At 52.0% G+C, this 25,234-nt stretch carries 18 protein-coding genes; 13 read left to right on the top strand and 5 right to left on the bottom strand.

The annotated features are described in order from the left end of the window. Nucleotides 1-2: 2 nt before the first annotated feature. From F7231_RS07395 to F7231_RS07375, 5 genes are all read right to left on the bottom strand, one after another. Nucleotides 3-1,574, bottom strand: a complete 1,572-nt coding sequence (locus tag F7231_RS07395; protein ID WP_085412141.1) for a RagB/SusD family nutrient uptake outer membrane protein — start codon at nucleotides 1,572-1,574, stop codon at nucleotides 3-5. 71 nt (nucleotides 1,575-1,645) lie between these two features. Continuing rightward, a complete protein-coding gene (locus tag F7231_RS07390) occupies nucleotides 1,646-4,873 on the bottom strand; it encodes a SusC/RagA family TonB-linked outer membrane protein (RefSeq protein ID WP_085412142.1) in 3,228 nt (1,075 codons plus the stop codon). A 101-nt stretch (nucleotides 4,874-4,974) separates the two neighbouring features. Beyond that, a complete protein-coding gene (locus F7231_RS07385) occupies nucleotides 4,975-6,498 on the bottom strand; it encodes an ATP-binding protein (protein WP_229369705.1) in 1,524 nt (507 codons plus the stop codon). A 252-nt stretch (nucleotides 6,499-6,750) separates the two neighbouring features. Further along, nucleotides 6,751-7,398, bottom strand: coding sequence for a response regulator transcription factor (locus F7231_RS07380; RefSeq protein ID WP_085412144.1), 648 nt, complete (start codon nucleotides 7,396-7,398; stop codon nucleotides 6,751-6,753). Nucleotides 7,399-7,833: 435 nt separating this feature from the next. Beyond that, nucleotides 7,834-8,859 (bottom strand): LacI family DNA-binding transcriptional regulator, encoded by a 1,026-nt coding sequence (locus tag F7231_RS07375; RefSeq protein ID WP_085412145.1) that lies wholly within the window; start codon nucleotides 8,857-8,859, stop codon nucleotides 7,834-7,836. Nucleotides 8,860-9,764: 905 nt separating this feature from the next. Between F7231_RS07375 and F7231_RS07370 the strand changes: the two genes are divergently transcribed. The 13 genes from F7231_RS07370 to F7231_RS07310 all read left to right on the top strand — a co-directional run bounded on the left by F7231_RS07370 (nucleotide 9,765) and on the right by F7231_RS07310 (nucleotide 25,175). Next, the gene (locus F7231_RS07370) at nucleotides 9,765-12,674 is read left to right on the top strand and encodes a glycosyl hydrolase 115 family protein (RefSeq protein WP_166691429.1); all 2,910 of its coding nucleotides are present in this window, start codon (nucleotides 9,765-9,767) and stop codon (nucleotides 12,672-12,674) included. A 49-nt stretch (nucleotides 12,675-12,723) separates the two neighbouring features. After that, the gene (locus tag F7231_RS07365) at nucleotides 12,724-14,112 is read left to right on the top strand and encodes a glucuronyl esterase domain-containing protein (protein WP_166691428.1); all 1,389 of its coding nucleotides are present in this window, start codon (nucleotides 12,724-12,726) and stop codon (nucleotides 14,110-14,112) included. A gap of 73 nt (nucleotides 14,113-14,185) precedes the next feature. Beyond that, nucleotides 14,186-16,306, top strand: coding sequence for an alpha-glucuronidase family glycosyl hydrolase (locus tag F7231_RS07360; RefSeq protein WP_166691427.1), 2,121 nt, complete (start codon nucleotides 14,186-14,188; stop codon nucleotides 16,304-16,306). Continuing rightward, entirely contained in the window at nucleotides 16,306-17,118 is an 813-nt protein-coding gene (locus tag F7231_RS07355; RefSeq protein ID WP_085412149.1) for an SDR family NAD(P)-dependent oxidoreductase, read from the top strand. Before F7231_RS07360 ends, F7231_RS07355 begins: the two co-directional genes overlap by 1 nt. Nucleotides 17,119-17,295: 177 nt before the next feature. Beyond that, nucleotides 17,296-18,147: a pirin family protein gene (locus F7231_RS07350; protein WP_166691426.1), complete on the top strand. Its 852-nt coding sequence runs from the start codon at nucleotides 17,296-17,298 to the stop codon at nucleotides 18,145-18,147. A gap of 88 nt (nucleotides 18,148-18,235) precedes the next feature. Continuing rightward, nucleotides 18,236-19,282, top strand: a complete 1,047-nt coding sequence (locus tag F7231_RS07345; RefSeq protein WP_166691425.1) for a glycoside hydrolase family 43 protein — start codon at nucleotides 18,236-18,238, stop codon at nucleotides 19,280-19,282. Nucleotides 19,283-19,379: 97 nt separating this feature from the next. Continuing rightward, nucleotides 19,380-20,459 (top strand): endo-1,4-beta-xylanase, encoded by a 1,080-nt coding sequence (locus tag F7231_RS07340; protein ID WP_166691424.1) that lies wholly within the window; start codon nucleotides 19,380-19,382, stop codon nucleotides 20,457-20,459. 167 nt (nucleotides 20,460-20,626) lie between these two features. Further along, nucleotides 20,627-21,529, top strand: a complete 903-nt coding sequence (locus F7231_RS07335) for an NmrA family NAD(P)-binding protein (protein WP_166691423.1) — start codon at nucleotides 20,627-20,629, stop codon at nucleotides 21,527-21,529. Nucleotides 21,530-21,614: 85 nt separating this feature from the next. Next, nucleotides 21,615-22,049 carry a hypothetical protein gene (locus tag F7231_RS07330; RefSeq protein WP_166691422.1) on the top strand — a complete coding sequence of 145 codons (435 nt, stop codon included), beginning with the start codon at nucleotides 21,615-21,617 and terminating at the stop codon, nucleotides 22,047-22,049. A gap of 162 nt (nucleotides 22,050-22,211) precedes the next feature. Next, complete coding sequence (locus F7231_RS07325) at nucleotides 22,212-22,718, top strand: GNAT family N-acetyltransferase (protein WP_229369703.1); 507 nt, start codon at nucleotides 22,212-22,214, stop codon at nucleotides 22,716-22,718. 161 nt (nucleotides 22,719-22,879) lie between these two features. Next, the gene (locus F7231_RS07320; RefSeq protein ID WP_166691421.1) at nucleotides 22,880-23,656 is read left to right on the top strand and encodes a TIGR00266 family protein; all 777 of its coding nucleotides are present in this window, start codon (nucleotides 22,880-22,882) and stop codon (nucleotides 23,654-23,656) included. A gap of 67 nt (nucleotides 23,657-23,723) precedes the next feature. Beyond that, nucleotides 23,724-24,014 (top strand): hypothetical protein, encoded by a 291-nt coding sequence (locus F7231_RS07315; protein ID WP_166691420.1) that lies wholly within the window; start codon nucleotides 23,724-23,726, stop codon nucleotides 24,012-24,014. Between the two features lie 672 nt (nucleotides 24,015-24,686). After that, nucleotides 24,687-25,175 (top strand): RrF2 family transcriptional regulator, encoded by a 489-nt coding sequence (locus F7231_RS07310; protein WP_085412157.1) that lies wholly within the window; start codon nucleotides 24,687-24,689, stop codon nucleotides 25,173-25,175. Nucleotides 25,176-25,234 lie beyond the last annotated feature (59 nt).

Here is a 25,234-nt window from a genome sequence, read left to right as displayed (position 1 = left end):
ACTTACTTGTAATACGGAACGGGGTCTTTGCCTAGCTCAGGGTCTTGTACGATTTCGCCAGCGGGGATAGGCAGAAACATCTTGTCTTCAGAGAAGTTGGTAATGAAGTTCGAATACGCCTTCGTACCCCGATCCTGCTTGTCGATGATTGCTTTTGCAGCGGCATATCCCTGACGCTGAATGTCGTACCAGTAATCGCCTTCAAACGCGAACTCAACCCGGCGCTCATGCAGAATGTCCTTGTTTGTGATCGCCGACTTTGCAGGCAGACCAGCGCGGCTACGCACTTTATTCAGAGCATCCAGCGCTTTCGCATCCGACGTTGACCCTTGGCTACCCAGCACCGCTTCAGCGTAGATCAGCAAAATGTCGGCGTAACGCAGCAGCACTACGTTGTTGCCTGAGTTCTGACCCAATACCGGATCGCCACCAAACGTTTTGCCCGGACCAGCGAAGTACTTCACGATATTAGCACGGGTTGGAGCCAGGCTACCACCGTCGTTCACGGGTTGCAGGGTGTCATATTTGAAACCGTTGGCCATAAACGCGTTGTAAGCGGGGGCATTGGCACGCTGTGGCTTCCAGTTTGGGTTCGTCCAGCCTTGTTCCATTACAGACCATTTCCGGCGCAGATCACCAAACTCGTACTCTTTCAGCATATCCACCGAGGGTACGTACATCTCCCAAGCATCGGCTTCGGCCGTGCGTAGTGCACCAGCGCCCCGGTCCGGGTTTTTGATGTTGCCCGTACCCCAGGGGTCCTGTGCAAACTGGTGCTGAATTGAGAAGAGTGACTCAGCGTTGTTGTTCATGCTCGACTTGGTGAACATGCCCTGATAGTCGCTCACCAGCATGTACTTGCCTGAGTTGATCACTTCCTCGGCCTTGGCTTTGGCGTTGGCGTAGTCTTTCTGATACAGGTACAGTTTGGCCATCATGCCCTTCGCCACATACTTGGTTAACCGGCCAGGTACGTCCGACTCGGGTAGTCCTTTCTCGGCCATCTGCATTTCTTCCAGCGCAAACCGGAGTACGTCTTTCTGCAGGTAACGGGGAATGTTGAAGTTGCCCGACAGCGCGGTTGCACCCGGATCGGTAATGATCGGCGCGGCACCCCAGGTACGGGCGATGAAGAAGTACAGCATGCCCCGGATGTAGTGAGCCTCAGCGATGGCAGGGTCCAGATACGACGCATTACCACCGGCAGCTTTCTTCTCTTCAAACGTCTTGATCATCACGTTGGCATAGCCAATGATCTTGTAAAAAGCACCCCACGACGCACCAATGCGCTCCGATGCCGATGATACCGAGAAGTTCAGGTACTCGACGTCGGTGTAGGTGAACATGTTACCAGCCATCACATCGCCGATCGCGTCCTGCGCGCGGCTTTCGTAGTTGCGCCAGGGTAAACCGCTATATAACGTACTGGTGGCGGCCCGTACCTCTTCGGCGTTGTTGTAGTAGTTACCGGTTGTGGTACCCGACAACGAAGGCCGTTCAATGAATGTCTCTTTGCAACTGGTCAGGAACAAAGCCGGAGCCAGCATAGCTGCATATATGAGTTTACGTTTCATGTTTTTTTGAGTGTTACCTCACCCCCAGCCCCTGTCCTTAAATAAGGGAGGGGCCGGGGGTGTGGTATTTTCTAGAATTGCAGGTTTGCGCCGATCGTGAACGTGCGTGGGTTCGGGTAGTGGCCGGTGTCGACGTTCATCAGCTTGATGCTGTTGTTGAATGCGCCGATTTCAGGATCGTAGCCCGAGTATTTCGTGAATGTCTTCAGGTTCTGCACGGTACCGTAGATACGCAGGTTCTGAATTTTAACCCGGCTCAACAGCGCCTTAGGCAGACGATAGCCGATCGAGATGTTCTGAATCCGCATATACGATGCATCTTCAACATATCGGTCTGACATAGCCGTATTGTTCTTGTTGGTGTTCGTAAAGCGAGGCAGTGATCCGTTCGGGTTCTCGGCCGTGTAGCGGTCATTGACCGTGTTCATTTGGTTGGTATAAGCATTGCTCATGCCTTCCAACTGCCAGCGCAGGAAGTTAAATGCCTTGGCCCCCTGGCTACCTTGCAGGAACACCGAAAAGTCGAAATCACCGTAGTTGAGCGTGTTGGTGAAACCGTAGGTGAACTTAGGCAGCGGGCTACCGATAAACGTGTAGTCGCTGGCGTCGATCTTCTTGTCGCCGTTCTGATCTTTGAAGCGGATATCACCCAGCCACGTCTCTGTCTGGTTTACTTTGTAGCCAAACTGCGGCAGGCTGGCGTCGAGGTCAGCTTGGGTGCGGAACAGACCGTCTGTTTGCAGACCCCAGAACGAACCAACGGGGCGGCCCGGCGTGGTGTGCGTGATCAGGTAATTGTTGTAGTACACTTTACCATCCAGCGCTGAAGCAGCCGAAGCGGCTTTGTCATAGGTATTGTTGAACTGAGTGAACACGAGGTTCGTCTTCCAGCTGAAATTACCCTTCTTGATGTTGGTCGTTGTAATGCCAATATCCACCCCCGTGTTGGTCATCTGACCGGCGTTACCCAATGGCGCTTTCAGATCGTCCCACTGGTCACCTACACCGATCAGGTTCGGACCCGTCAGGAAGATGATCATATCGGATGTTACTTTCTTGTATACGTCGATTGTTGCGTCGATGCGGCCGCCGAGGAAGCCCAGGTCAACACCTACGTTGGCCGTTTTTACCGATTCCCACTTCAGGTTCGGGTTCGGAATACCGTTGATCATGTTCGACGAACCGAAACCAACTGGTCCCGAGAAGAACGTGACGGCACCCACATAGGCTGGGTTTGGTGCACCACCGGGGAAGTTCTGGTTACCCACAACCCCATAACCAACGCGCAGCTTGGTGTAGCTCAGGACATTGGACACTGATCCTTTCATGAACTGCTCGTTCGACACGGTCCAGCCTGCTGATACACCAGGGAAAACACCCCAGCGGTTGTTCGGACCAAAGTTCGACGAGCCGTCTGTCCGAATACTGGCCGACAGCGAGTATTTGTCATCGAAGGTATAGTTGGCGCGGGCGAAGAACGATTCCATAGCCCACTGCCCTTTACCACCGTTCAGGCCCCATGTGGTCTGGTCGGCGCTACCGGTGCTGAGGTCAAAAATGTTGGCCTGTAGATCCACTTTGGTACCCGAAATGCTCTGGTAGTACGAGTTCTGCGCCTGGTGACCCAACGTAGCCTGAATACCGTGCTTACCTTGATACAGATTGTAGTTCAGGTAGTTGGTCAGCGACCAGTAGTAGCTGTCAGACCGGCCGTCGATCAGTTTACTCCGGAACGACGTGCTCCCCACGTTACCGGCTTTCTGATAAGCAATGTTGTTGTCCTGGCCTAGTGAGTACGACAGGTCATTGCGTAGGGTCAGCCCTTTGGCCAGTTGCAATTCGGCATACAGGCTGCCGAAAATGTTGTTGGTCGTCTTAGTATTGCCCCGGAACTGGCTGTTACCAACCAGGTTAGAGCCGTAGTACTGTACGCCACCAACTGTTTGGCCCCCGCCCCAGGTACCGTCGATGTTTTTGATCGGCGTCAATGGGCTGGTTGATGCACCCCACCAGATCGTGCCTTCGGCGGCATCGGCCAATGATACGTTCTGGATGCTGCGCGATACGTTGGCACTGATACCTACTTTAGCCCAGCTTTTCAATTGTGTATCGAGGCTAAAGCGCGACGAGTAGCGCTTAAAATCTGACCCAAGCAGGATACCCGTGTTGTCGAAGTAGTTCAACGAGAGGTAATACGTCGTTTTATTCTGACCGCCCGAGAAGCTCAACTGATGGTTGTTGATCTTACCGTGCTGGAACATTGCTTCCTGCCAGTCGGTACCGGTACCAAGCAGATCAGGGTTCTTGAACTCGTCAGAAACGGGGTTACCAATGATGGGCAGCACCTGGTTCTGGTATCTGGCAAACGAGCGTAGATCCATCAGATCGAGACGACGGGCTACCTGCGATACACCTGTGTACATCTCGTAGTTGATCTTGCCTTCGCCTTGCTTGCCTTTCTTGGTTGTTACCAGAATAACGCCGTTTGCTGCCTGCGATCCGTAGATAGCCTGCGCTGACGCATCTTTCAACACGTCGATCGACTCGATGTCGTTCGGGTTCAGCATAGCCATGACCGAGTTGCCGGTTTGACCATCGCCACCACCCAAACCAGCGTAGCCGGTGTTCGATGAGGTGTTACCACCCACGAACGGCACGCCATCGATCACGAACAGCGGGTCATTGCTGTTGATTGACGTAACGCCCCGTACTTTTACCGATACGCCACCACCCGGCTGACCACCATTGCTGGTTACGGTTACCCCGGCGGCTTTACCCTGTAATAACTGGTCGATACCGGCGGCAGGAATGTCTTTCAGATCAGCCGCTTTCACCGTGGTGATCGACGATGTCACATCTGACCGCTTCTGCGTGCCGTAACCGATAACAACCACTTCGTCGAGCGCTTGACCGGTGTTTTGCAACGTAATGTTGAGTGTGGTGCGGCTGCCTACTTCCACCTCCTGCGTAGTCATCCCGATGAACGAGATAACGAGCGTTTTGGCACCCGTCGGCATGTTAATCGAGAAGGCACCGTTGGCATCTGTAGTGGTACCGAGTTGCGTTCCTTTCACCGATACGGTTGCGCCCGGAAGACCATTTCCCTTTTCATCAGACACCGTGCCTTTAATAAGCCCCTTTGTGTCTGACAGGTCGGTGACCTCCCGTTTAGCGCTTTTTATTGATGCCAGCACAATCGATTTTTTGTCGATGGCTGGTCGTACGGTCGTTCGCTCCTGAGCACTGACGGTTAGCCAGCTGCTCAACAGTACGGCCCCTGAAAGCACATGTTTAAGCATATGAGTATAATTGGTTGTACTAATTAATGGATGTATGATTGAGTAAATAGAAGGCAAGAGCAAAGGGGTGTCAAAGACTAGACCACAGGCTGTCGGGTATTTTATACGGACATGAGTGCAGTAGGCTTGACCAGTTTGGTCATTGGAAGCGAGATCATGACGGAGGTGCCCCGCTCGGCGGTACTCTGCCACATGACCTGCCCACCGAGGTAAGCAATTCGGGATTTTATGTTGGCAATGCCATTCCCCTGCGATGAATCATCAGAAAAATCTCCGCCCTGCCCGTCATCATCGACACTGACCAGCAACGATTCGTCATTGGCCATGATCTGAATCGTAATTGTGTGGGCTTGTGCGTGTTTGAGGGCGTTGTTCAGCAGTTCCTGCACTACGCGGTAGAGCATCACCGACGCTTCATCGACGAGATCGGGGATGTCGCCGTAGTGTTCCAGGGTCAGCTTCGTTTCATTGACCAGGTTAAGTTTTTGAATAAGGTCTTCAAGTGCGGGAATCAGGCCAAATGTAGACAGCGCATAAGGCCGCAGGTTATTGGAAATCAATCGGGTTTCGGTGCAGGCTTCATCCAGAAACTGGTTGAGCGGGTCTTTTACTGAAATTGGTAATTGCTCCTGATGCGCCTCAACAAACAGTTTAATTCGCGACAGTTGAATGCCCAATCCATCGTGCAGATCGCGGGCAATACGGCTACGCTCGCCCTCCTGACCTTCAATCATTGCCTGAAGCGATTTCAGTTCGAGCTGCCGAATCTGTTGCTGTGCAATAACCGACTGTTGATGGGCAATTAATTTTTGCTGCCGACGCAGAAAAACGAGTGCCACAACCCCTAAAATGCTGATGAGTAAAATGGAAATCAGCGTTGAATTAATAATTCGCTGGTGCCGGCTTTGCTCTTCAGCCAATTGTTTCTCCACAGCCAGTGTTTTTATCTGGCTATCCAGTTCCTGTAACCGGATACTTTTAGTTTGTTGTGAATAATAAAACTGATTGGTAAAGTCGAGTGTTTTTAGTGAGTACTGATACGCATTTTTGTAATCTTTAATGTACGAGTAGCTGTCTGCCGTGTGTTTCGATAATTCACGCAGGGTAGAGATGTTTTTTTCGGCATTGGCAATGGCAAAACTCTTCTGATAATAGTCGATTGCTTTACCATGCTGATTTTTGAACTGCTCAACAATGCCGAGGTAAAAGTAATTGAGTGAAGTTAGCCAATTGATGTTCAGCTGTTTAGACATAACCAGACTCCGGCTGGCAAAGTAACTGGCCGAGTCAGGCCGCTTGAGGCGCAGGTACGTATCAGCCAGCAAATTCAACGCGTATGTCTGGAAATAAGGCTGTTTATAAGTAACGCACATGGCTTCGGTCGCGCGCAATTCGGTAATTAGTGTCTTGGAAATTGGCTCCTTCTTTTCGTCAATATTGGCAATGCCAATCCGGCACTCAATCACTTTGGGCTGGTTCTTGGTTCGTTCGAAATAATCACGGGCCCGACGCAGGTATTGCTCTGCATAAGACTGCATGAAATAATCCTGCGTGTAGTAATTGCCAATACTAATATGCACGTTGTAGTAACCCAATGAATCACCAGCCAGGTTGTAGTATTTCATGCTGTTGAAATACGCCTCCATAGTGTATTTATTGTACCCGTATTGCTGGTGATACAGATTACCTAGCTGGTCATACAACTTTGCTACTGACTCGTACTCTTTTTCACCTTGTACGCGCTTTATTTCCCTTTTAACGCGGTCAATTGTCAGGCTATCAGCTTTCGCGCAGGCTTGTTGACACAAACCGCTACAGCCAAGAACCAAAACTAAAAGCGCGAATAATTTCATTTATTGAAGCCTAATGATTGGTCATTAATCAAGGCATTGCATTTCCATAGCGGTCTTGATAAGCAAAGCCGTATTGGGAACGCCAAATTTCATAAGTAAGCTACTGCGATGAAACTCAACCGCTTTGGCGCTGACAAATAACTGGTTGGCCATTTGTTGCGTTGTCAGCCCATGCGAGATCAGGGTCAAAACTTCCGATTCGCGGGGTGTTAGGTTCGGTTTCAAACCTGTACCAGCTGTCGATTTCCTGACGCGGGGATCGTCGTTCAGCAAAATGTGCATGATCGACTCATTGAAATACTGTTTTTCACTGTGCACGGTACGAATGGCCTGAAGCAATTCGCTTTTTGTCGTATTTTTCAGCAAATAGCCTTTGGCCCCTTTTTTCACCATCCGCTTGATCAGGCTGGCGTCGTCGTGCATAGTCAGCGCAATCACTCTGGTCTGTGGGTACGTCCGGGTAATCTGCTCACACAACCCCAATCCGTCATCGATCAACGGGAACGAAATGTCGAGCAGTACAACATCAATGTCCGTATGTTTCAGCGATTCCAGTACGGCGGCAACCGTATAGCATCGTTGTGTTACTTCAATTTCAGAGGAGCCCGAGATCAGTGATTCAATGCCTTCGACAAAGACATTATGATCATCTGCGATTAAGACCCGTATCATGTAAGCGTGAGAGTTTCGTAGTAAAAAAGAAAAGTCTGGCTGGCCGTGCGTTCACTCAAATTGGCCTGCCGTTCATTGAGCAGTGGCGAAAAAAGCAGGTCAAAAAGCTACTTTGCAGGTAGTGGCCGCCTAAACACCACAAATAGAACTTTGTTTAGCAAAATTAGGACTTAAAAAGCGGCATATAGAATAGTGAAAACCCAACTGAATCAAAATTTAGGGTATACCCTATGTAACTCGTGGCTTATTGTGAACGCATTTTGGTAGCTTAAGAACGTACGGTTACGTGTTTTTTTTGCTTGATTCGCCGCTTTAGAATCAAAGAGGGGTTAAAGGAGTACGTTTCTGGATAAGAAATGAAGAAGCGTACACTCCAGGTAGTTACCGGGCTGGCAGCTTGTTAAGCTTGTTGTTCAATAGCGACTGTATACCTGGCTATTTCGGCTGTTTTTGCGATGAGCCGCGAACGATCAATTCAGAGCGGAGGATGATCGTGTTTGTTGCCTGAATATCCATTAGTCCATTCAGGTGGTTGATCAGACTCTTGGCCGCAACCTCGCCCATTTCACGACCTGGGTAGTGAATAGTCGTCAGGGCAGGTTCGATGACCTGAGAGACAGGATCATCATTGAAGCCAACAATGGCAATGTCGTCCGGAATTGATAAACCCGCCTGCTTTAGGGTTGTCATGCAACTGACCGCACACAGGTCATTGGTAATGAACAGGCCATCCGGGCGCTCCTGCATTTTACAAATCTGTTTGGCCACCTGTACGCCTACCTCCTGACTAAGATCGGTTACCAGTACCAGACGTTCATCGAATGGGAGATTGTAGTCCTCCAGAGCCTGTCGATAACCTTTGAGCCGGTCGGCATACACATTACGTTTCAGATTGCCAGTTACGTGCATAATGCGCTGACGGCCCAGCTTCAGGAGATGCACAGTTGCCTCATAACCAGCTTTGGCGTTATCGATAACAATACTGGTAGACTGGTCGGTGGCAATAACCCGATCAAAAAATAGTAACGGTATCCCCTTATTGATGAATGAGCTAAAATGCTCGATGTCTTCTGTGTCGTAAGCTACTGATACAAGGAGACCATCGACCCGGCTGTTGAACATAGTCTGTGCATTAGCCTTCTCTTTAGTTACCGATTCGAGCGACTGGGTAATAATCAGGTTATACCCTGCCTCATTCGCTACTTTTTCCATGCCTGCCAATACGCAGGAAACAAAATTGCTATTTAATCGGGGCACAATCACACCAATGGTATTCGTGCGTTGGCGCCGTAGGTTACTGGCAAATGTATTGGACCGATACCCCATCTCACGGGCCATCGACGTGATAATATCTTTGGTATTGATTTTAATCGCTGGGTGATCGTTGAGCGCCCGGCTAACTGTGGCAGGGGAGTAGTTTAACCGCTTGGCGATATCGTAAATCGTGACTTCTTTTTCCATTACATACGGTGTTACGCTTTCCGTTCTGTACAAATTACAAAATCAATCCGTATCTGCGCCTGATAAGCTCAGTTTTATGAAATCGCTTGCATGTTATGAATATGGTAAAACCGAATTGCCAGATACAATGTGTGAACGGTAATGGACAAATGTATACAATGTCAGTTTGCTTCGGCTGAACAGCCACACTTTATAACGCGCATTTAACTGGCAGTCATTGCTACGAACACTGATTCCCAGGCCAATCGCGCAGGTAACGCAATAAAGTAGTCATATATTTACGCAATCGGTTGCTATTTTAATTTAAATAAAAATTTTTGCACTTTAATTATAATTGGAGTGCTTTAATTACTGTCTATGTGACTATTGATTCCCAACGCTGATACTACAATCGGATGCACACCCCCTACTTACTACTAGAAAATCGAGTTGTTTATTTGCAATTAAATCACTGACTGTCAATAAACTATTTTGTGCTTCGTTGATCAGTAACTACAAAAATAGAAATATAGCCCCCAGCAATTGTGAAGGAGCCTACCTCTTAACCAACCGATCAACCATTGCAAGCATCTGGGTGCATCAAGTAACACACAGGGTCTCAGCTTCGCAAACAATGCCCCGTCGTAGACTAGGCAGCTAGGTAATATGCTAAAGGTGAGGAATATAGCTAATTTATCACGAGCTGATAAACTCCTTGTTTTGTCTGGTAAATAGGTCAATAGATAACTAGAGAACCTAGGTATAGGTTAATTTGGTTTACACAGTTTGTGCAATCGGTTGAAAAGCGGGTAGAAAGCCCTTTTAAACTGCCTTCTAAGGTGGCTGGATCAGCCTGTTCCGGAAATAATGGGGTATAAGAGTCCTGAATTGACATTATATCGATACAATTAATTCATCTGTTTGTTATGTTCTTCTTTTTCAGATGCTTACTCAGCGTTATAGGCCTGTCTATTCTGCTGCCAGCGGTCGCTATTGATCCTCGCTCATACGTCTCTAGTCAGAAAGGGAAAGGAAACTTTGCGCTGGTCAGTAATGGAAAAGCTACGCCACTCGTTGCAGCTGAAACCGATTTTCCGGGTGTGATGCGGGCAGTAAAAAACCTTCAGGCTGACATTCAGAAAGTGACTAGTGCTATGCCGGTGGTACGCACAGAGACGGCCGGTTCCGGTAAGGAAATCGTGCTGGTAGGTACGTTGGGAAAAAGCCCGCTGATTGACCAGCTGGTAAAGACTCAAAAGCTGAACGTAGCTGACCTGACTGGTAAGTGGGAAACGTTTACGACGCAGACCATCGAGAAACCGTTTCCGGGCGTTGATCGGGCGCTGGTAATTGTAGGGAGTGACAAACGTGGCACTATCTACGGCGTGTATGACCTGTCGGCGCAAATCGGTGTGTCGCCCTGGAACTGGTGGGCCGACGTACCGGTTCAGACGCAGTCGGCCCTATACGTGCTGCCGGGTCAACATACGCAGGGAACGCCAGCCGTAAAGTACCGCGGCATTTTTATCAACGACGAAGCACCCGCACTGTCGGGCTGGTCGAAAGCCAAATTCGGCGGGTTTAACCACAAGTTCTACGAACACGTCTTCGAGCTGATTCTCCGGATGAAGGGTAACTACCTGTGGCCTGCCATGTGGGGTAATGCTTTCTATGATGACGACCCGATGAACCCCAAACTGGCCGATGAGTACGGCGTTGTGATTGGCACCAGCCACCACGAGCCCCTGATGCGGGCGCATGACGAATGGCGGCGGTACGGCAAGGGCCAGTGGAACTACAAGACAAACGACTCGACGTTGCGGGCTTTTTGGCGCGGTAGCGTGCAGCGGATGGGGACCAACGAAAGCATTCTGAGTGTAGGCATGCGGGGCGACGGCGATGAGCCTATGAGCCGCGAAACCGCCACCACACTGCTCGAAACCATCGTGGCCGATCAGCGGAAAATTATTCAGGATGTGACAGGTAAAGATGCTGCCAAAACGCCGCAATTGTGGGCACTCTACAAAGAAGTGCAGGACTATTATGACAAAGGCATGCGTGTGCCCGACGATGTAACGCTACTCCTCTGCGACGATAACTGGGGCAACATCCGGAAATTACCAGCCGTTGGTACGCCTAAACGCGCCGGTGGTTATGGTATTTACTACCACTACGATTATGTGGGCGGTCCTCGTAATTACAAGTGGCTGAACACTAACCCGATTGCGCACACCTGGGAGCAGATGCACTTAGCCTACGAACATGGCGTCGACCGCATCTGGATTGTAAACGTGGGCGACATCAAACCCATGGAGTTCCCCATCGAGTTTTTCCTCGACTATGCCTGGAACCCCAACAAGTGGCCCGCCGATAAGCTCGATACATACACCCGGTTGTGGGCCGAGAAGCAATTTGGCCCGAAACATGCCGCCGCCATTGCCGACATGCTGGCCAAATACACGAAGTACAACGCCCGTCGTAAACCTGAACTGCTGTCGCCCGACACCTATAGCCTGACCAACTACCGCGAAGCAGAGACCGTGGTGGCCGAGTATAATAAGCTGCTGGCCGAAGCGGAACAGATCGGAAAACAACTACCCGTTGCCTATCAGGATGCGTACTTCCAACTGGTGCTGCACCCGATAAAGGCCTGCGCTACGGTAAACGAACTCTACGTGACGACCGGGCAGAATCAGTGGTACGCCAAACAAGGGCGCGCGGCCACCAACGACCTGGCGGCCCGGGTAAAGCAGCTCTTTGAAAAAGACGCGCAGATCAGCCGTTTCTACAACGATACGCTCGCCGGTGGCAAATGGAGCCACATGATGGACCAGACTCACATTGGCTACACCTACTGGCAACAGCCCGACAAGAATAAAATGCCGGACGTAAAAACGTTGGACGTACCTGCCACTGCCGACATGGGCCTGGCCATCGAAGGGTCGCAGGCATGGTGGCCGGCGGAGGCAGGCGACGCGGTATTGCCGGCGTTTGACCCCTTTACGCGGCCAACTTATTATATCGATGTCTTCAATCGGGGGCAGGCTCCGTTCACGTACAAGGCAGAGGCGGGCGCCCCCTGGCTAAATATCACTTCGCCAACCGGCACCGTAACCAACCAGACCCGACTTCTGGTAAGCATCGACTGGAAGCAGGTACCTACCGGAACGCAGCGCACCCCCATTACAATCAGCGGACCCGACGGAAAGCGCATAGTCGTACAGGCGGTCGTGACCAACCCGGCGTCACCTAAACCAGATGCGGTAATCGGCTTTGTTGAAACCAATGGGTATATCTCTATCGAAGCCGAGCATGCCAGTCGGAAAGTAGAAACGACTTCGGTAAAATGGCAGCTCATTCCCGACATTGGCCGCACGGCGTCGGGCATGACGGTGTCGCCCGTTACGGCCCCCAGCATCGAGGTACTGTCAGGTACGTCGCCCCACCTCGAATATGCCGTGAACCTGGCTGACAGCGGCACCGTACAGGTACAAACGTACCTGTCGCCATCGCTCAATTTTAACGATAACAAAGGCCTCCGTTTTGCCATCTCGTTCGACGATGAAGCGCCTCAGGTAATCAACATCCACGCGAAAGAGACCAACCGGATCTGGGAACAATCGGTGGCCAATAACATACGGCTTGTACCCTCGCAGCATAAACTGACTAGGGCAGGAGCACATATATTGAAGGTTTGGATGGTGGACCCCGCCGTGGTGGTGCAGAAACTGGTCATTAGCCGGGGAGCAGTAAAACCAAGCTACCTTGGCCCCCCCGAAAGTTATTACCGTCCCGGAAGCCCAGTCGAACAGCCCAGAGAATCGACTGGCCGATGATGCGGTTGATCCCTAACCTCCATTGCCCACTCCCTGTTCCAAACTAACCATGAAGCGATTACTTGCCAGTAGCCTGCTGTTGACCCTGCCTTTCAGCCTGCTCGCTCAATTTGGGCCACGAACGCCTGAACAGGATAGCCTGATAGCACGTCAGCAGCGCAAAACGCAGGCTGATCACCAGGCGATGCTGGCGCAACTCAACATTACACAACTGCGGCCGGGGCCATCGGGCAATCCGAAAGCACCCAACGCCGCCAACGCTGACGAGAGTAAGGCGAGCCCCTACACATCGCTGCCTGATCCGCTGGTGCTGAAAAATGGCAAAAAAGTAACATCGGCGAAGGACTGGTGGCAGAAACGCCGTCCCGAAATTGTGGAGGATTTTGACCGTGAGGTCTACGGTCGTAGGCCCGCCAACGTACCTGGTGTGCGCTGGGAAGTAGTCAGCACGAAAGATACCGTCAACGGGGGCTACCCAATCAAGTTGAAGAAACTGGTGGGCCGGGTCGATAATTCGATGTACCCAGCTATCAAGGTAAACATTGATCTGACGCTGGCTACCCCCGCCAACGCAACGGGGCCGGTACCGGTTATGATGGAGTTCGGGTTCCAGTTTCCGGCCGGGCCGCGTCCGGCTGGTTTTCGGATGCCGCAACCGCCCGCCGGTACCACTCCACCGCCACCCAACTGGGAACAGCAACTGCTGAAAAAGGGCTGGGGCTATGCTATACTGGTACCCACCAGTTTTCAGGCCGACAATGGAGCCGGCCTCACCGAAGGTATTATTGGCCTGATGAATAAAGGCGAGCGTAGAAAGCCCGACGATTGGGGCACACTGCGAGCCTGGGCGTGGGGAGCCAGCCGCGCCATTGACTATTTCGAAACAGACAAAGCCGTCGACGCAAAGCAGGTCGGCATCGAAGGACTGTCGCGTTACGGTAAGGCAGCGGTAGTGGCGATGGCCTACGAGCCCCGTTTCGTCATTGGCTTCATTGGCTCGTCGGGCGAAGGCGGCGTAAAAATCCACCGTCGGGTATATGGCGAGCAGGTCGAGAACTTGGCCAGTTCAGCCGAATACCACTGGATGGCCGGTAACTTCATCAAGTATGCTGGTCCGCTTACGCCCAATGATCTACCCGTTGATTCGCATGAACTCGTTGCCCTTTGCGCACCCCGCCCGATGTTTATCAGCTCAGGCTCGCCCGACGTAGAAGGCCGGTGGCTCGACGCGAAAGGTATGTTTCTGGGTGGGGTATATGCGGGTCCGGTCTATGAACTGCTTGGCAAAAAAGGCCTTGGCACAACGGAATATCCCGCTCAGGAAGTAGCCGTGGCTAGTGGCGAAATTGCGTACAGACAACATAGCGGCGGGCACACCACCGGTCCCAACTGGCCCGCTTTTTTGGAATACGCCGACCGGTACATGAAAGTGAAGTAGCTAGTTGCTTGCATTTTCCCCAACCTGAAACGCAAGCAATCACATCACCAATCAAACCAAGTACACACGACGAATGAAGAAATACCACTGGCTTTTTGCGCTTTTACTATTGACTGCCACGTTCGGCTACGGACAGGTACTGCCAACAGGCGACGATGGCTACCGGCTTTGGCTGAAATACGACCTCATCACCAACGTACCCAGGCGACAGGCTTACGCCCAGTCGGCGCAGTTTATTGTGCTGTCGGGTGACTCGCCTATCCTGAAATCGGCTGCCGACGAGCTACAGATGGGGCTGAAAGGCTTGCTGGGTAAATCGGTGCCGGTACTCAGCAGTGTGGGCGGACGAAAGGGCGGCATTGTGCTGTCGGTTACGCCGGGGGCGCAGGCATTGAACAAGGAAGGCTACCAGATCACGGCGTCGGGTGGTAACATCACAATCGCCGGGAAGTCAGACGCGGGCGTGCTCTACGGCGCGTTTGCTCTGCTTCGGCACCTACAAACAGGTCAGCCGATCGAGCGTGTGGCCCTGACGAGCAACCCGAAGGTGCAGTATCGGATGCTGAACCACTGGGACAATGTAGACGGCAGCGTTGAACGTGGTTATGCGGGGCAATCGCTCTGGAAATGGTATGAACTACCCGAGCGCATCGATCCACGTTACCGCGATTATGCCCGCGCTAATGCGTCGCTCGGTATCAACGGTATGACCGTCAATAACGTTAACGCCAGTGCCCGGTTCATGTCGGCCGAATACATTCAGAAAGTGGCTGCGCTGGCGTCGGTGTTTCGGCCCTACGGCATCCGTGTGTACATATCGGTCTACTGGGCGGCTCCCAGAACAATTGGTGGCCTGAAATCAGCTGACCCGCTCGACCCGCAGGTACGTGCCTGGTGGGCCGCGAAAGTAAAGGAGCTGTATCAGGCTATTCCAGATTTTGGCGGGCTGCTCGTTAAAGCTAACTCGGAAGGGGAGCCCGGCCCGCAGGACTATGGACGTACCCACGCCGACGGTGCCAACATGCTGGCCGAGGCCATGAAACCCTACGATGGTGTGGTAATCTGGCGCGCTTTCGTGTATAAAGCCGACCCCAACGGCGACCGCTTCAAAGCCGCCCACGAAGAGTTTACGCCCCTCGACGGCACCTTTGCGCCCAACGTGATTGTGCAGGTAAAAAACGGCCCGATCGACTTCCAGCCGCGGGAGCCGTTCTCACCACTGTTTGGCAGTATGCCCAAAACACCGCTGGGCATGGAGTTCCAGATTACGCAGGAGTACCTCGGCTTTGCCACCCACCTGGTCTACGAAGCACCGCTGTTCAAAGAATGCCTGGACGCCGATACCTACGCAACCGGTAAGGGTGCCACCGTGGCGAAAGTCGTTGACGGAAGCGTACACGGCTACGCAAAAACGCTGATGGCGGGCGTGTCTAACGTAGGTTCAGTGCGTAACTGGACAGGCCATCCGATCGCGCAGGCCAACTGGTACGCCTTCGGACGACTGGCCTGGGACCATACCCTGTCGTCGGAAGCCATCGCCAATGAATGGGTGAACATGACTCTGACTCAGGAACCACAGGCGACAAAACGCATCACGAACCTGATGTTGAAATCGCGCGATATTTACGTCGACTACAACACACCCCTGGGTCTGTCGCGCCCCTGGACCGGCGTTCACTTCGCGCCCGAACCCTGGCAAAACCGCAGCCAGCGCCCCGACTGGACGGCCGTTTATTACCACAAGGCCGATTCGCTGGGTCTCGGTTTTAATCGTACCACCACCGGAAGCAACGCTCTGGCGCAATACCGGCCCGAGGTTCGTCGGCAGTGGGAAAACCCCGAAACCTGCCCGCTACCGTATCTGTTGTGGTTTCACCACGTAGCCTGGAATAAGCAATTGAGTTCGGGTCGCACGCTCTGGAGTGAACTGTGCACCCGCTTCTACACCGGAGCCGATTCGGTACGCTGGATGCAGCAGGAATGGGCGCAGGTGAAGCCCGCCGTTGACCCCGAAGTATATGCCGACGTGGCAGCCCGGCTCGCAACCCAGCAACGCGAAGCCATCTGGTGGCGCGACGCCTGGGTATTGTACCTTCAGTCGTTTGCCAAACAACCCGTTCCGGCACCCTTCAAACAGCCCGATCGCACGCTGGACGAGGTAAAGCAGTCAGTTAACCTATATTTATTACGCTAATGAAACAAGTTGACACAGTGCAGGATAATGGCTTCCCTGCCGCTCAGCACGACTTTTCTACCATATTTTCACTGGAAGGCAAACTGGCATTGATTACCGGCGGCGGCAGCGGAATTGGTTTCGATATTGCCCGCTGCATGGTGCTGGCCGGTGCCGACGTGGTCATTACCGGCCGCCGCGAGCAACCCCTACGCGATGCCGTTGACACATTAGGCGAGAAGGGCCACTACATGGTGAACGATGTGACCGACCGCGACTCGCTGGAAGACCTGGTCGCAACCATCGAAGCCACGCACGGTTCCATCGATATTCTGATCAACAATGCCGGTATAAACATGAAGAAGCCGGCGCTGGACGTTACCAATGACGACTTCGACCGGATTGTGCATACTAACCTGAACTCGGTGTTTGCGCTGACACGTACCTGCGCCAAAGGGATGCTTGAGCGCGGCAGCGGGTCTATCATTATGATCTCGTCAATGGCAGCTTACTACGGCATCGATCGGGTGGTGGCCTACGCGGCGTCTAAGTCGGGGGTAGAGGGCATGGTGAAAGTGCTGGCATCGGAATTTTCAGGAAAAGGCGTTCGGGTGAATGCTATTGCGCCCGGTTTCATCGAAACAGCCATGAGCAAAACCGCGATGGGCGGCGACCCCGACCGGTTTGCCCGCGCCATGCGGCGTACCCCGATGGGTAAATTCGGTCAGCCTGAAGACATTGGCTGGGCCGCCGTTTTCCTTGCTTCTGAAGCTGCCCGCTACGTTACCGGCGTCTCACTTCCCGTAGATGGTGGTAATTCGATTGGATTCTGAACAGCCTTGAACAGCATTAAGTGGTCATTTATTGTCACTAAATGGTCATTACGCTACGCTGTAATTAGTGGTCGTTTAACGTTTTATCAATACACATTCACAACAAATGACCACCTGATGGCCGCACAGCTAGTACGCCGCGTGGCCATCAGGTGGGAGGTAAAACGACATGTATTCATGCGTACTATTAAAAGAATTCATCAGGCTGAGTTTCGGCCTATCGCTGACCTAATCACCTATTCGCCGCTACCTTCGCGGCAGTTGCAGCAGATCGATCCGTTTCTGTTTCTGAACCACCACGGTTACCAGACCTACAAGCCCCACAATAACGGCTTGCCGTTTGGGCCGCACCCGCACCGGGGCATGGAAACTGTTACCTTCATTGTTGAGGGCGACATCATGCACAAAGACTCGCAGGGCTACAAGAGTGTAATCAGCGCGGGTGGCGTGCAGTGGATGACTGCTGGCCGCGGTTTGATCCACGCCGAGGTGTCGTCCGACGAGTTTAAACGGGAGGGAGGGCCACTGGAAATTCTCCAGTTATGGGTCAACTTACCTGCCCGGCTGAAAATGACCGCGCCTGCGTATACGGGCTTGCAGAAAGAGGAGATTCCCGTGATTGCCGTAAACGATGACGTGGCTATCAACCTCGTGTCGGGTACGTGGACCGAGCAGACCGGCGCGTTTGCTACCCTGTCCGATGTGTTTTTGAGCACCGTAGCCATCAAAGCGGGCGGTAGCGTATCGTTGCCCGTTGCCCCTGAGCGCAACATCCTGTTTTACCTCATCCGGGGCGGGTTGACCGTCAATGGGCAAACCGTGAAACACCGGGAACTGGCCGAGTTCAATCACGACGGCGACACGCTCGACGTGACAGCCGATGCCGATACCCTGTTACTGTTTGGTCATGCCGTACCCTTCAACGAACCAGTAGTAGCCCGTGGCCCATTCGTGATGAATACCGACGAACAAATTATGGAAGCGTACCAGGACTATCAACGCGGTAAATTCGGCGTCTGGAGTGAATAAGAAGTAAGGAAATATAGGTTAAACACAGCGATACATGCCGCTGTGTTTAACCTGACTCCCACCTTTAATCAAGCAAAACAAAACCCTTATGCAACGTACCCAATCAGTACTCGTACTGTCAGCTCTGCTGGGCTGCACCTTAACTACATTTGGCCAGTCGGCTGGTAAGAAGCCCATTTCGCAGCCATTAGTCTCGCATATCTACACGGCTGACCCATCGGCCCACGTATTCAACGGCAAGATTTATATATACCCATCGCACGACATCGACGCCGCTATTAAAGAAGATGACGAAGGGGGGCACTTCGCCATGAAGGATTACCACATCCTGTCGATGGATAAAATCGGTGGAAAAGTAACCGACAACGGTGTGGCGCTGGACATTAAAGATATTCCCTGGGCGGGGCGGCAGCTTTGGGCTCCCGACGCGACCTACAAAAACGGAACCTACTACCTGTACTTCCCCGTGAAAGACAAGCAGGATATTTTCCGCATTGGCGTCGCTACGAGTAAGAAGCCAACCGGACCTTTCAAGCCGGAGCCCGCACCGATCAAAGGCAGCTACAGCATCGACCCCACTGTTTTTCAAGATACAGACGGAAAGGCGTACCTGTACTTTGGTGGCATCTGGGGCGGCCAGCTTCAGCGTTGGAGTGGCAACAAATACGACGCGAAAGGGGCACTCAAAAAGCCCGCTGAATTGGCCTACCAGCCCCGCGTAGCTCGGTTAACTGCCGATATGAAGGAGTTTGCCGAACCCGTGAAAGAGATTCAACTGCTTGACGAGAAAGGAAAGCCGTTCTACGAAAAAGACAACGATAAGCGCTTTTTCGAGGCTGCCTGGATACACAAATACAACGGAAAGTATTACTTCTCGTACTCGACCGGCGACACGCATAATATCTGCTACGCCATCGGTGATAACCCATACGGTCCGTTTACTTACAAAGGCATTGTGCTGAAGCCGGTACAGGGCTGGACCAACCACCACTCTATTGTGCAGATCGGCCCGAAGTGGTACATGTTCTACCACGACGTGCAACTGTCGGGTAAAACGCACCTCCGCAACGTGAAAGTGACTGAGCTGAGCTACAACCCCGACGGTACCATCAAAACCATCGAGGCGTACAAATAGATGTTGGATAGTGGCGCTGTCCTGCTTCGCGAACTAGGCCCTTAGACAGGCCCGCGAAGCAGGACAGCATCAGCAATAAATCCCTACCCCTTGCCTTATGAAGAACAAAACGACGTTTCGCTGGCTGGCTTTGCTGCTCGCCGGCTCCATTGGTGTAGCGCCTGCGCAGTCGCAGAAGGGGTTGAAAGACTACTACGCCCGGTATTTTCCGATTGGTGTGGCCGTGAATCCGCGCATGATTCAGCCCGGCCCGGATGCGGAGCTAATCAAGGCGCAGTTCAATAGCCTGACGCCCGAAAACGCCATGAAAATGGGGCCGATCCACCCGGAAGAAAAGCGGTACTTCTGGAAAGATGCCGACGCCATCGTTGACTTTGCCCAGCAAAACAACATGAAAGTACGGGGCCATACGCTTTGCTGGCATAACCAGACGCCGCGTTGGTTCTTCACTGACTCGACTGGCAAGCAGGTGACCCGCGAAGTGCTGCTGGCCCGCATGAAACAGCATATCAACGACGTAATGGGTCGCTACAAAGGCAAGATTTACGCCTGGGATGTCGTGAACGAGGCTGTACCCGATACGGGCAGTTCCATCTACCGAAAATCGAAATTCTACGAGATCGTTGGCGAGGATTACATCGCAAAAGCCTTTGAATACGCCCACGCGGCCGATCCGTCGGCCCAGTTATTCTATAACGATTATAATACTGAGAGCGCCTCGAAACGGGACAAGATCTACCAGTTGCTGAAGAAGCTGAAAGACAAAGGTGTGCCCATCAACGGTGTTGGCCTGCAGGGCCACTGGTCGATCTACGAACCCACGATGCAGGAGATGGAGGAGTCGATTATGCGCTTTGCCAGCCTGGGGCTAAAAGTCCAGATCACTGAACTGGATATATCGGTGTACCCGAAAGAACACGAACGTCGTGAACGTCGGGACACCGACAAAAGTGAGTTCACCGCGGTCATGAATGATAAGCAGGCGTCTCAGTATAAAATGCTGTTCGATGTGTTCCGTAAGCACAAAGACAAGCTTACTGGTGTCACGTTTTGGAACCTCTCCGACAAATACTCATGGCTCGACTCGTTCCCCGTACCTAACCGAAAAGATTTCCCACTGCTGTTCGATCAAAATTACCAGCCCAAAAAGGCGTTTGCCGAGGTTATTAAGTTTTAAAGAAGTAGCGTCAGCGTGCGTATGTCGCTTGGGTAGTCAACAAACTAATGACCGTTGCAAGCGTTTTTAAGTAAGCGTGTTGTATTGTGTGTTGCTTTCGCGTTCCCGACGTTTCGGCCACGCGAAAGCAACACACAATACCTAAGAAATGCACGACGACCAACCGAATGGGAAACACAATACTGGTAGCAGGCGCAACGGGCGATCTGGGGGGACGCATTATTAAGGCGTTGCGGGCCAAAGGTGCTGACGTGCGGGCTGTTGTTCGGGCAAGCAGCGATCCGGCCAACGTGAAGGCGCTGGAAGCGCAGGGCGTAACCGTAGTTAACCTGGACATGAACAACGTATCCGCCCTGACAACCGCCTGTCAGGGCGTTTCCTGCGTGGTATCGGCCTTGTCTGGCTTCCGGGAGACCATCATCGGTACACAGCGTGTTCTACTCGATGCAGCCGTAGCGGCGGGTGTGCCCCGATTTATTCCCTCTGACTATTCGCTGGATTTTACTCGCTTTTCTGACGGGGAAAACCGGAATCTCGACCTTCGCCGCGAGTTTCACACGTACCTGGACAAAGCGCCCATTGCCGCCACAACAATATTCAATGGAGCATTTGCAGAGTTGATAACCGGTGCTATGCCGCTTGTTCTGTTCAAACCGAAACTGGTGCTGTACTGGGGTGATACTGACCACCGCATGGGCTTCACCACGATGGACAACACGGCTGAGTTCACCGCTAACGCAGCCCTTGACCCAACTACCCCTCGTTATCTTTACATCGCTGGTGATCAACTTAGCCCCCGGCAGATCAAAGACGTGGTGAGTGGCATATCGGGTGAGCAGTACCGGCTTTTTTGGGCAGGTAGCCCATTGGTGCTGAGCGGCCTGATCAAGGTTGCCAAAACGGTGGCACCCGGCGAGGGCGAGCTGTATCCCGCCTGGCAGGGCATGCAGTACATGCGCAACATGATCGACAAACGCGCCCGCCTCGACGGCCTCGACAACAATCGCTACCCGTCCATTCATTGGACAACGATCAAGGATGTGCTGACGGCGCATCTGAAAAGTTTGTAGACAGCGTTTTTGCCAAGTTCTATAGTGATATACAGGTTGTGGAAAATGTATGACACGTGCAAAATGAATACCCTTACTGGTGTTATTGGTCATCCTGACGTCGTGCCAGCGGGCGAACGAAAAAGGGCGTGAGGTGCTTGTTGTCTGCCTCGAAAAGGCGAAGAAGAAAGCAAGCCGTGCCATGCAATCGGGAGCCGAGGCGATAGCAGGAAACCTGACTACGACCCGAAAGTTTAGTTTTCAGGCTTGTTTTGGGAAACAGGACCGCCTTTCCGTGCAGGAGTTGGATGGCCTTCTAGTTGACATAACTCCCGGCTTTTACCAACGCTTTCTAACCTATAAGGCAGATCAGACCCAGATTCTGGCGTTTATTGGCACGTTACCAACAGAGCGACTCGATTACTCAAGTAAGGCCTGCGTTAGAACTGATTCGTCCGAAATGAATAAACGGCTGGCATATGTTGAAGCCAAGTTTCCAGACGTGAAAAAGCAGCTAGCCTTCTTCTATACGATCAGGTAATGCAGTATACTGGCTTATTACCACTGTAATAGGTTCCCTTTCGTTTATCATCTGGCATTTGATAAAGCGACAGGAACGGTCTATCACTTTTCAGAAGAGTATTGGGGTTGACCAGGTTTGGCGAAATGTGTCGTCGTCAGGCTTTATAGCGTACTAGTTAAGATGGATACGATGTTGCAAACCGAACGGCTGTTAATTCGAAAGCTGACCACAGCCGATGCCGCGTTTGTGCTCGAACTCGTGAATAGCCCCGGCTGGCTGGCGTACATTGGCGATCGGCAGATACGAACAGTCTCGCAGGCCGAAACGTACCTGCTAAACGGACCTCTAGCAAGCTACGAGGCCAACGGTTTTGGCTTGTACCTGGTTGAACGGAAAGCCGGCAAAACCCCGATTGGCATGTGTGGCCTCATCAGGCGAACGTACCTGGACTATCCCGACATTGGCTTTGCCTTTTTGCCTGCTTTCATGGGCAACGGATACGCTGTAGAGGCGGCTACGGCGATAATGCATGATGCCAGCGAAACGCTGAAACTGCCCGTTATCTGTGCCCTTGTTATGCCTTCCAACGGTCCGTCGATCAGCTTGCTGGGAAAGCTGGGCATGACTTACAGAAAGCCCTTTATATCGCCCGACACAAACGACGAGCTGATGCTGTTCAGTAGCTAACGTACCTGACAGGTGAAAGCCTATTGTCGACCCCTCATCTGAAATGGGCAACCGCCTCAGCCGCCGCTACGGATTTTATTTTGTCCGTTTATCAAGATTTTAGTGGGCTTTGTGGCAAAGGCGGGTAGTTTTCGAGCACATAACCAATCCAGAGATAAACCATGACCTCACACGAGATCGACTACAAGATCATTGGCGAAGATATTCAGGTAGTTGAGATAGAACTCGACCCCAATGAGACCGTCATTGCCGAGGCGGGCAGCATGCTCTTTATGGAAGAGGGCATCGTTTTCGAAACCAAAATGGGAGACGGCTCGCAGCCCGATCAGGGCTTCCTGGGTAAACTGCTACAGGCAGGTACGCGCCTTGTTACGGGAGAATCGCTGTTCATGACTCATTTCACCAACCGGGGGGGCGGGAAACGGAAGGTGGCATTTGCGGCACCTTATCCTGGTACGGTCATGCCGATTAACCTGGGCAACATTTATCAAAACACCCTGATTGTACAAAAAGACGGGTTTCTGTGCGCAGCGTTGGGTACGCGGCTGGGTATTCACTTTAACCAGCGGTTTGGCACAGGCCTGTTTGGTGGCGAAGGCTTCATTCTGGCCAAAATTCAGGGAGACGGGCTAGCCTTTGTGCATGCCGGCGGTGTGGTAATCGAAAAGCAATTGAACAACGAGGTGTTGCGGGTCGATACGGGTTGTGTGGTTGCATTCGAGCCACAAATCAACTTTAGTATCGAACGGGCGGGTGGTTTGCGTAGTATGGTATTTGGCGGCGAAGGTCTGTTTCTGGCTACGTTGCGTGGTACCGGCCGCGTCTGGATTCAGTCGATGCCGATCTCGAAACTGGTGCAGCGACTATCGCCTGGTGGCGGACAAGCCAACAAAGAAAGCGGTTCGGTACTGGGGCAACTGGGCAACCTGTTTGAATAACGACCCGGGTCAAACCTGAACTTTCGACCCGGCAGCTCCGTTTTTAAGAGCATATCGATGAATTGTGATGGAAGTTATTTGCACGAATGATAAGTTTCCGGCCCCGGTGCTGGCCTTCTACGCTGAGTTTGGCGTGAAAACCCCACAGCGTGATACGCTGTACACCATCCGGCAAGTGAAACAGCACACAACTGGCGAAACCGGCGTTTTGCTGGCTGAAATTCAGAACCCCGACGTACCTGTGAAACATCCGGTACTTGGAGAGGTCTGGTTTGAACCAACCTTCAACGTTAATCGCTTTGCTACCCTCATGGGGCAGCCCATCCGCGAAGAGGAGCTTGCCGACGTTAACGCATAGCCCGCCGGTACTGGTTGGGACGTTAACTGATAAACTGTATCAGAAACGAATACGCAAAAAAGCCGGATCGACGATCCGGCTTTTTTGTGCCTCCCTGTGTGCCTATAGGCTACAATCCTGGCTTGATAACCGCCTGGTTAGGCGTATAGGGGTAGCTAACTTTGTGGTTGTACGCTTCTGCTTAGCGAGTTTTAAAATGAAAATGGTACATTCGGGCTATTAATTGGCAAACAAAATCTTGAAATAAGCTTGTTTGCTAGTTTACATACAGGGCAACCGGCCATCTCGCTCGCCTGTTCTGTTGTGATTGAGCCATCAAGACAAAATACAGGAAGCTAAGTAGGTTTACCTGTATTGATGATAGTCCTCAGAGGACTGCCTCGCTTTGGTGAATTTTACTCATGAACGTCCGGTTTAGCTACCGGTGATCTTGTGTCCGGTTGTTCCAACCTGTATGTTAGTCTGTCCTGCACTACTTCAAACTATATGTAAGGACATATGCCTATAGGATTGAGCGAACTTTTTTGGCCTGATATATGATACTGTAAGGAAATACCATCTGAAATTTTGACTAAAATAGAGTTGGTTACTAACTTGGCAGATTGTAACCGAGTACGAATTTAGCCTTCTTTCTCACCTAACCGCGATGAACGGGCATTACACCGTAACTAAATGATCTCAAAAAAAGCAAAGTATGCCATCAAGGCATTGAAGGTTCTAACCGAAGAGTTTGGTAAAGGTCCGGTCCTGATCTCCTACATCTCGGCTCGTGAAAACATTCCTAAGAAATTTTTAGAGGCAATTCTTCTCGAATTACGCAACCACGGAATTCTGCAGAGCCAAAAAGGAAAAGGCGGTGGTTACCTCCTTCGTATCGATCCCGCTCGGGTCAATCTGGCTCAGGTGCTACGTGTTATCGATGGTCCCATTGCGCCAACTCCTTGTGTTTCACATAATTTCTACGTGAAATGCGATGATTGCGAAGATGAAGTGACCTGCGCCCTGAAGCCAATCATGGAGCGTGTACGTGACGCGAATCTGGGTGTTTACGAAAACACAACTCTATTGACGTTCCAAAACCTGGAGTCGTTGGCTACTAAGGAAATCGCCATTGGTGCTGCTCCTGCCAGCGTGCCCGACGCCGGCCTGATGTCGGCCTAGCGAATCAGGCGTATGGGAAATTGATACCTATTTTTTTGCTACTAACGGCCCCGGCAGAC

It is taken from the genome of Fibrivirga algicola, from assembly GCF_011742925.1.
GTDB lineage: Bacteria > Bacteroidota > Bacteroidia > Cytophagales > Spirosomataceae > Fibrella > Fibrella algicola.
The sequence above is the reverse complement of the archived record's forward strand: the minus strand, read 5'-3'. Positions and strand labels throughout refer to the sequence as shown.

Coding starts and splice junctions, on each gene's coding strand:
- F7231_RS07370 (WP_166691429.1), top strand. CDS start 9,765: ATGTTCTTCTTTTTCAGATGCTTACTCAGCGTTATAGGCCTGTCTATT.
- F7231_RS07320 (WP_166691421.1), top strand. CDS start 22,880: ATGACCTCACACGAGATCGACTACAAGATCATTGGCGAAGATATTCAG.
- F7231_RS07345 (WP_166691425.1), top strand. CDS start 18,236: ATGCAACGTACCCAATCAGTACTCGTACTGTCAGCTCTGCTGGGCTGC.
- F7231_RS07390 (WP_085412142.1), bottom strand. CDS start 4,873: ATGCTTAAACATGTGCTTTCAGGGGCCGTACTGTTGAGCAGCTGGCTA.
- F7231_RS07325 (WP_229369703.1), top strand. CDS start 22,212: ATGGATACGATGTTGCAAACCGAACGGCTGTTAATTCGAAAGCTGACC.
- F7231_RS07360 (WP_166691427.1), top strand. CDS start 14,186: ATGAAGAAATACCACTGGCTTTTTGCGCTTTTACTATTGACTGCCACG.
- F7231_RS07375 (WP_085412145.1), bottom strand. CDS start 8,859: ATGGAAAAAGAAGTCACGATTTACGATATCGCCAAGCGGTTAAACTAC.
- F7231_RS07315 (WP_166691420.1), top strand. CDS start 23,724: ATGGAAGTTATTTGCACGAATGATAAGTTTCCGGCCCCGGTGCTGGCC.
- F7231_RS07310 (WP_085412157.1), top strand. CDS start 24,687: ATGATCTCAAAAAAAGCAAAGTATGCCATCAAGGCATTGAAGGTTCTA.
- F7231_RS07365 (WP_166691428.1), top strand. CDS start 12,724: ATGAAGCGATTACTTGCCAGTAGCCTGCTGTTGACCCTGCCTTTCAGC.
- F7231_RS07350 (WP_166691426.1), top strand. CDS start 17,296: ATGCGTACTATTAAAAGAATTCATCAGGCTGAGTTTCGGCCTATCGCT.
- F7231_RS07385 (WP_229369705.1), bottom strand. CDS start 6,498: ATGAAATACTACAACCTGGCTGGTGATTCATTGGGTTACTACAACGTG.
- F7231_RS07395 (WP_085412141.1), bottom strand. CDS start 1,574: ATGAAACGTAAACTCATATATGCAGCTATGCTGGCTCCGGCTTTGTTC.
- F7231_RS07355 (WP_085412149.1), top strand. CDS start 16,306: ATGAAACAAGTTGACACAGTGCAGGATAATGGCTTCCCTGCCGCTCAG.
- F7231_RS07340 (WP_166691424.1), top strand. CDS start 19,380: ATGAAGAACAAAACGACGTTTCGCTGGCTGGCTTTGCTGCTCGCCGGC.
- F7231_RS07335 (WP_166691423.1), top strand. CDS start 20,627: ATGGGAAACACAATACTGGTAGCAGGCGCAACGGGCGATCTGGGGGGA.
- F7231_RS07380 (WP_085412144.1), bottom strand. CDS start 7,398: ATGATACGGGTCTTAATCGCAGATGATCATAATGTCTTTGTCGAAGGC.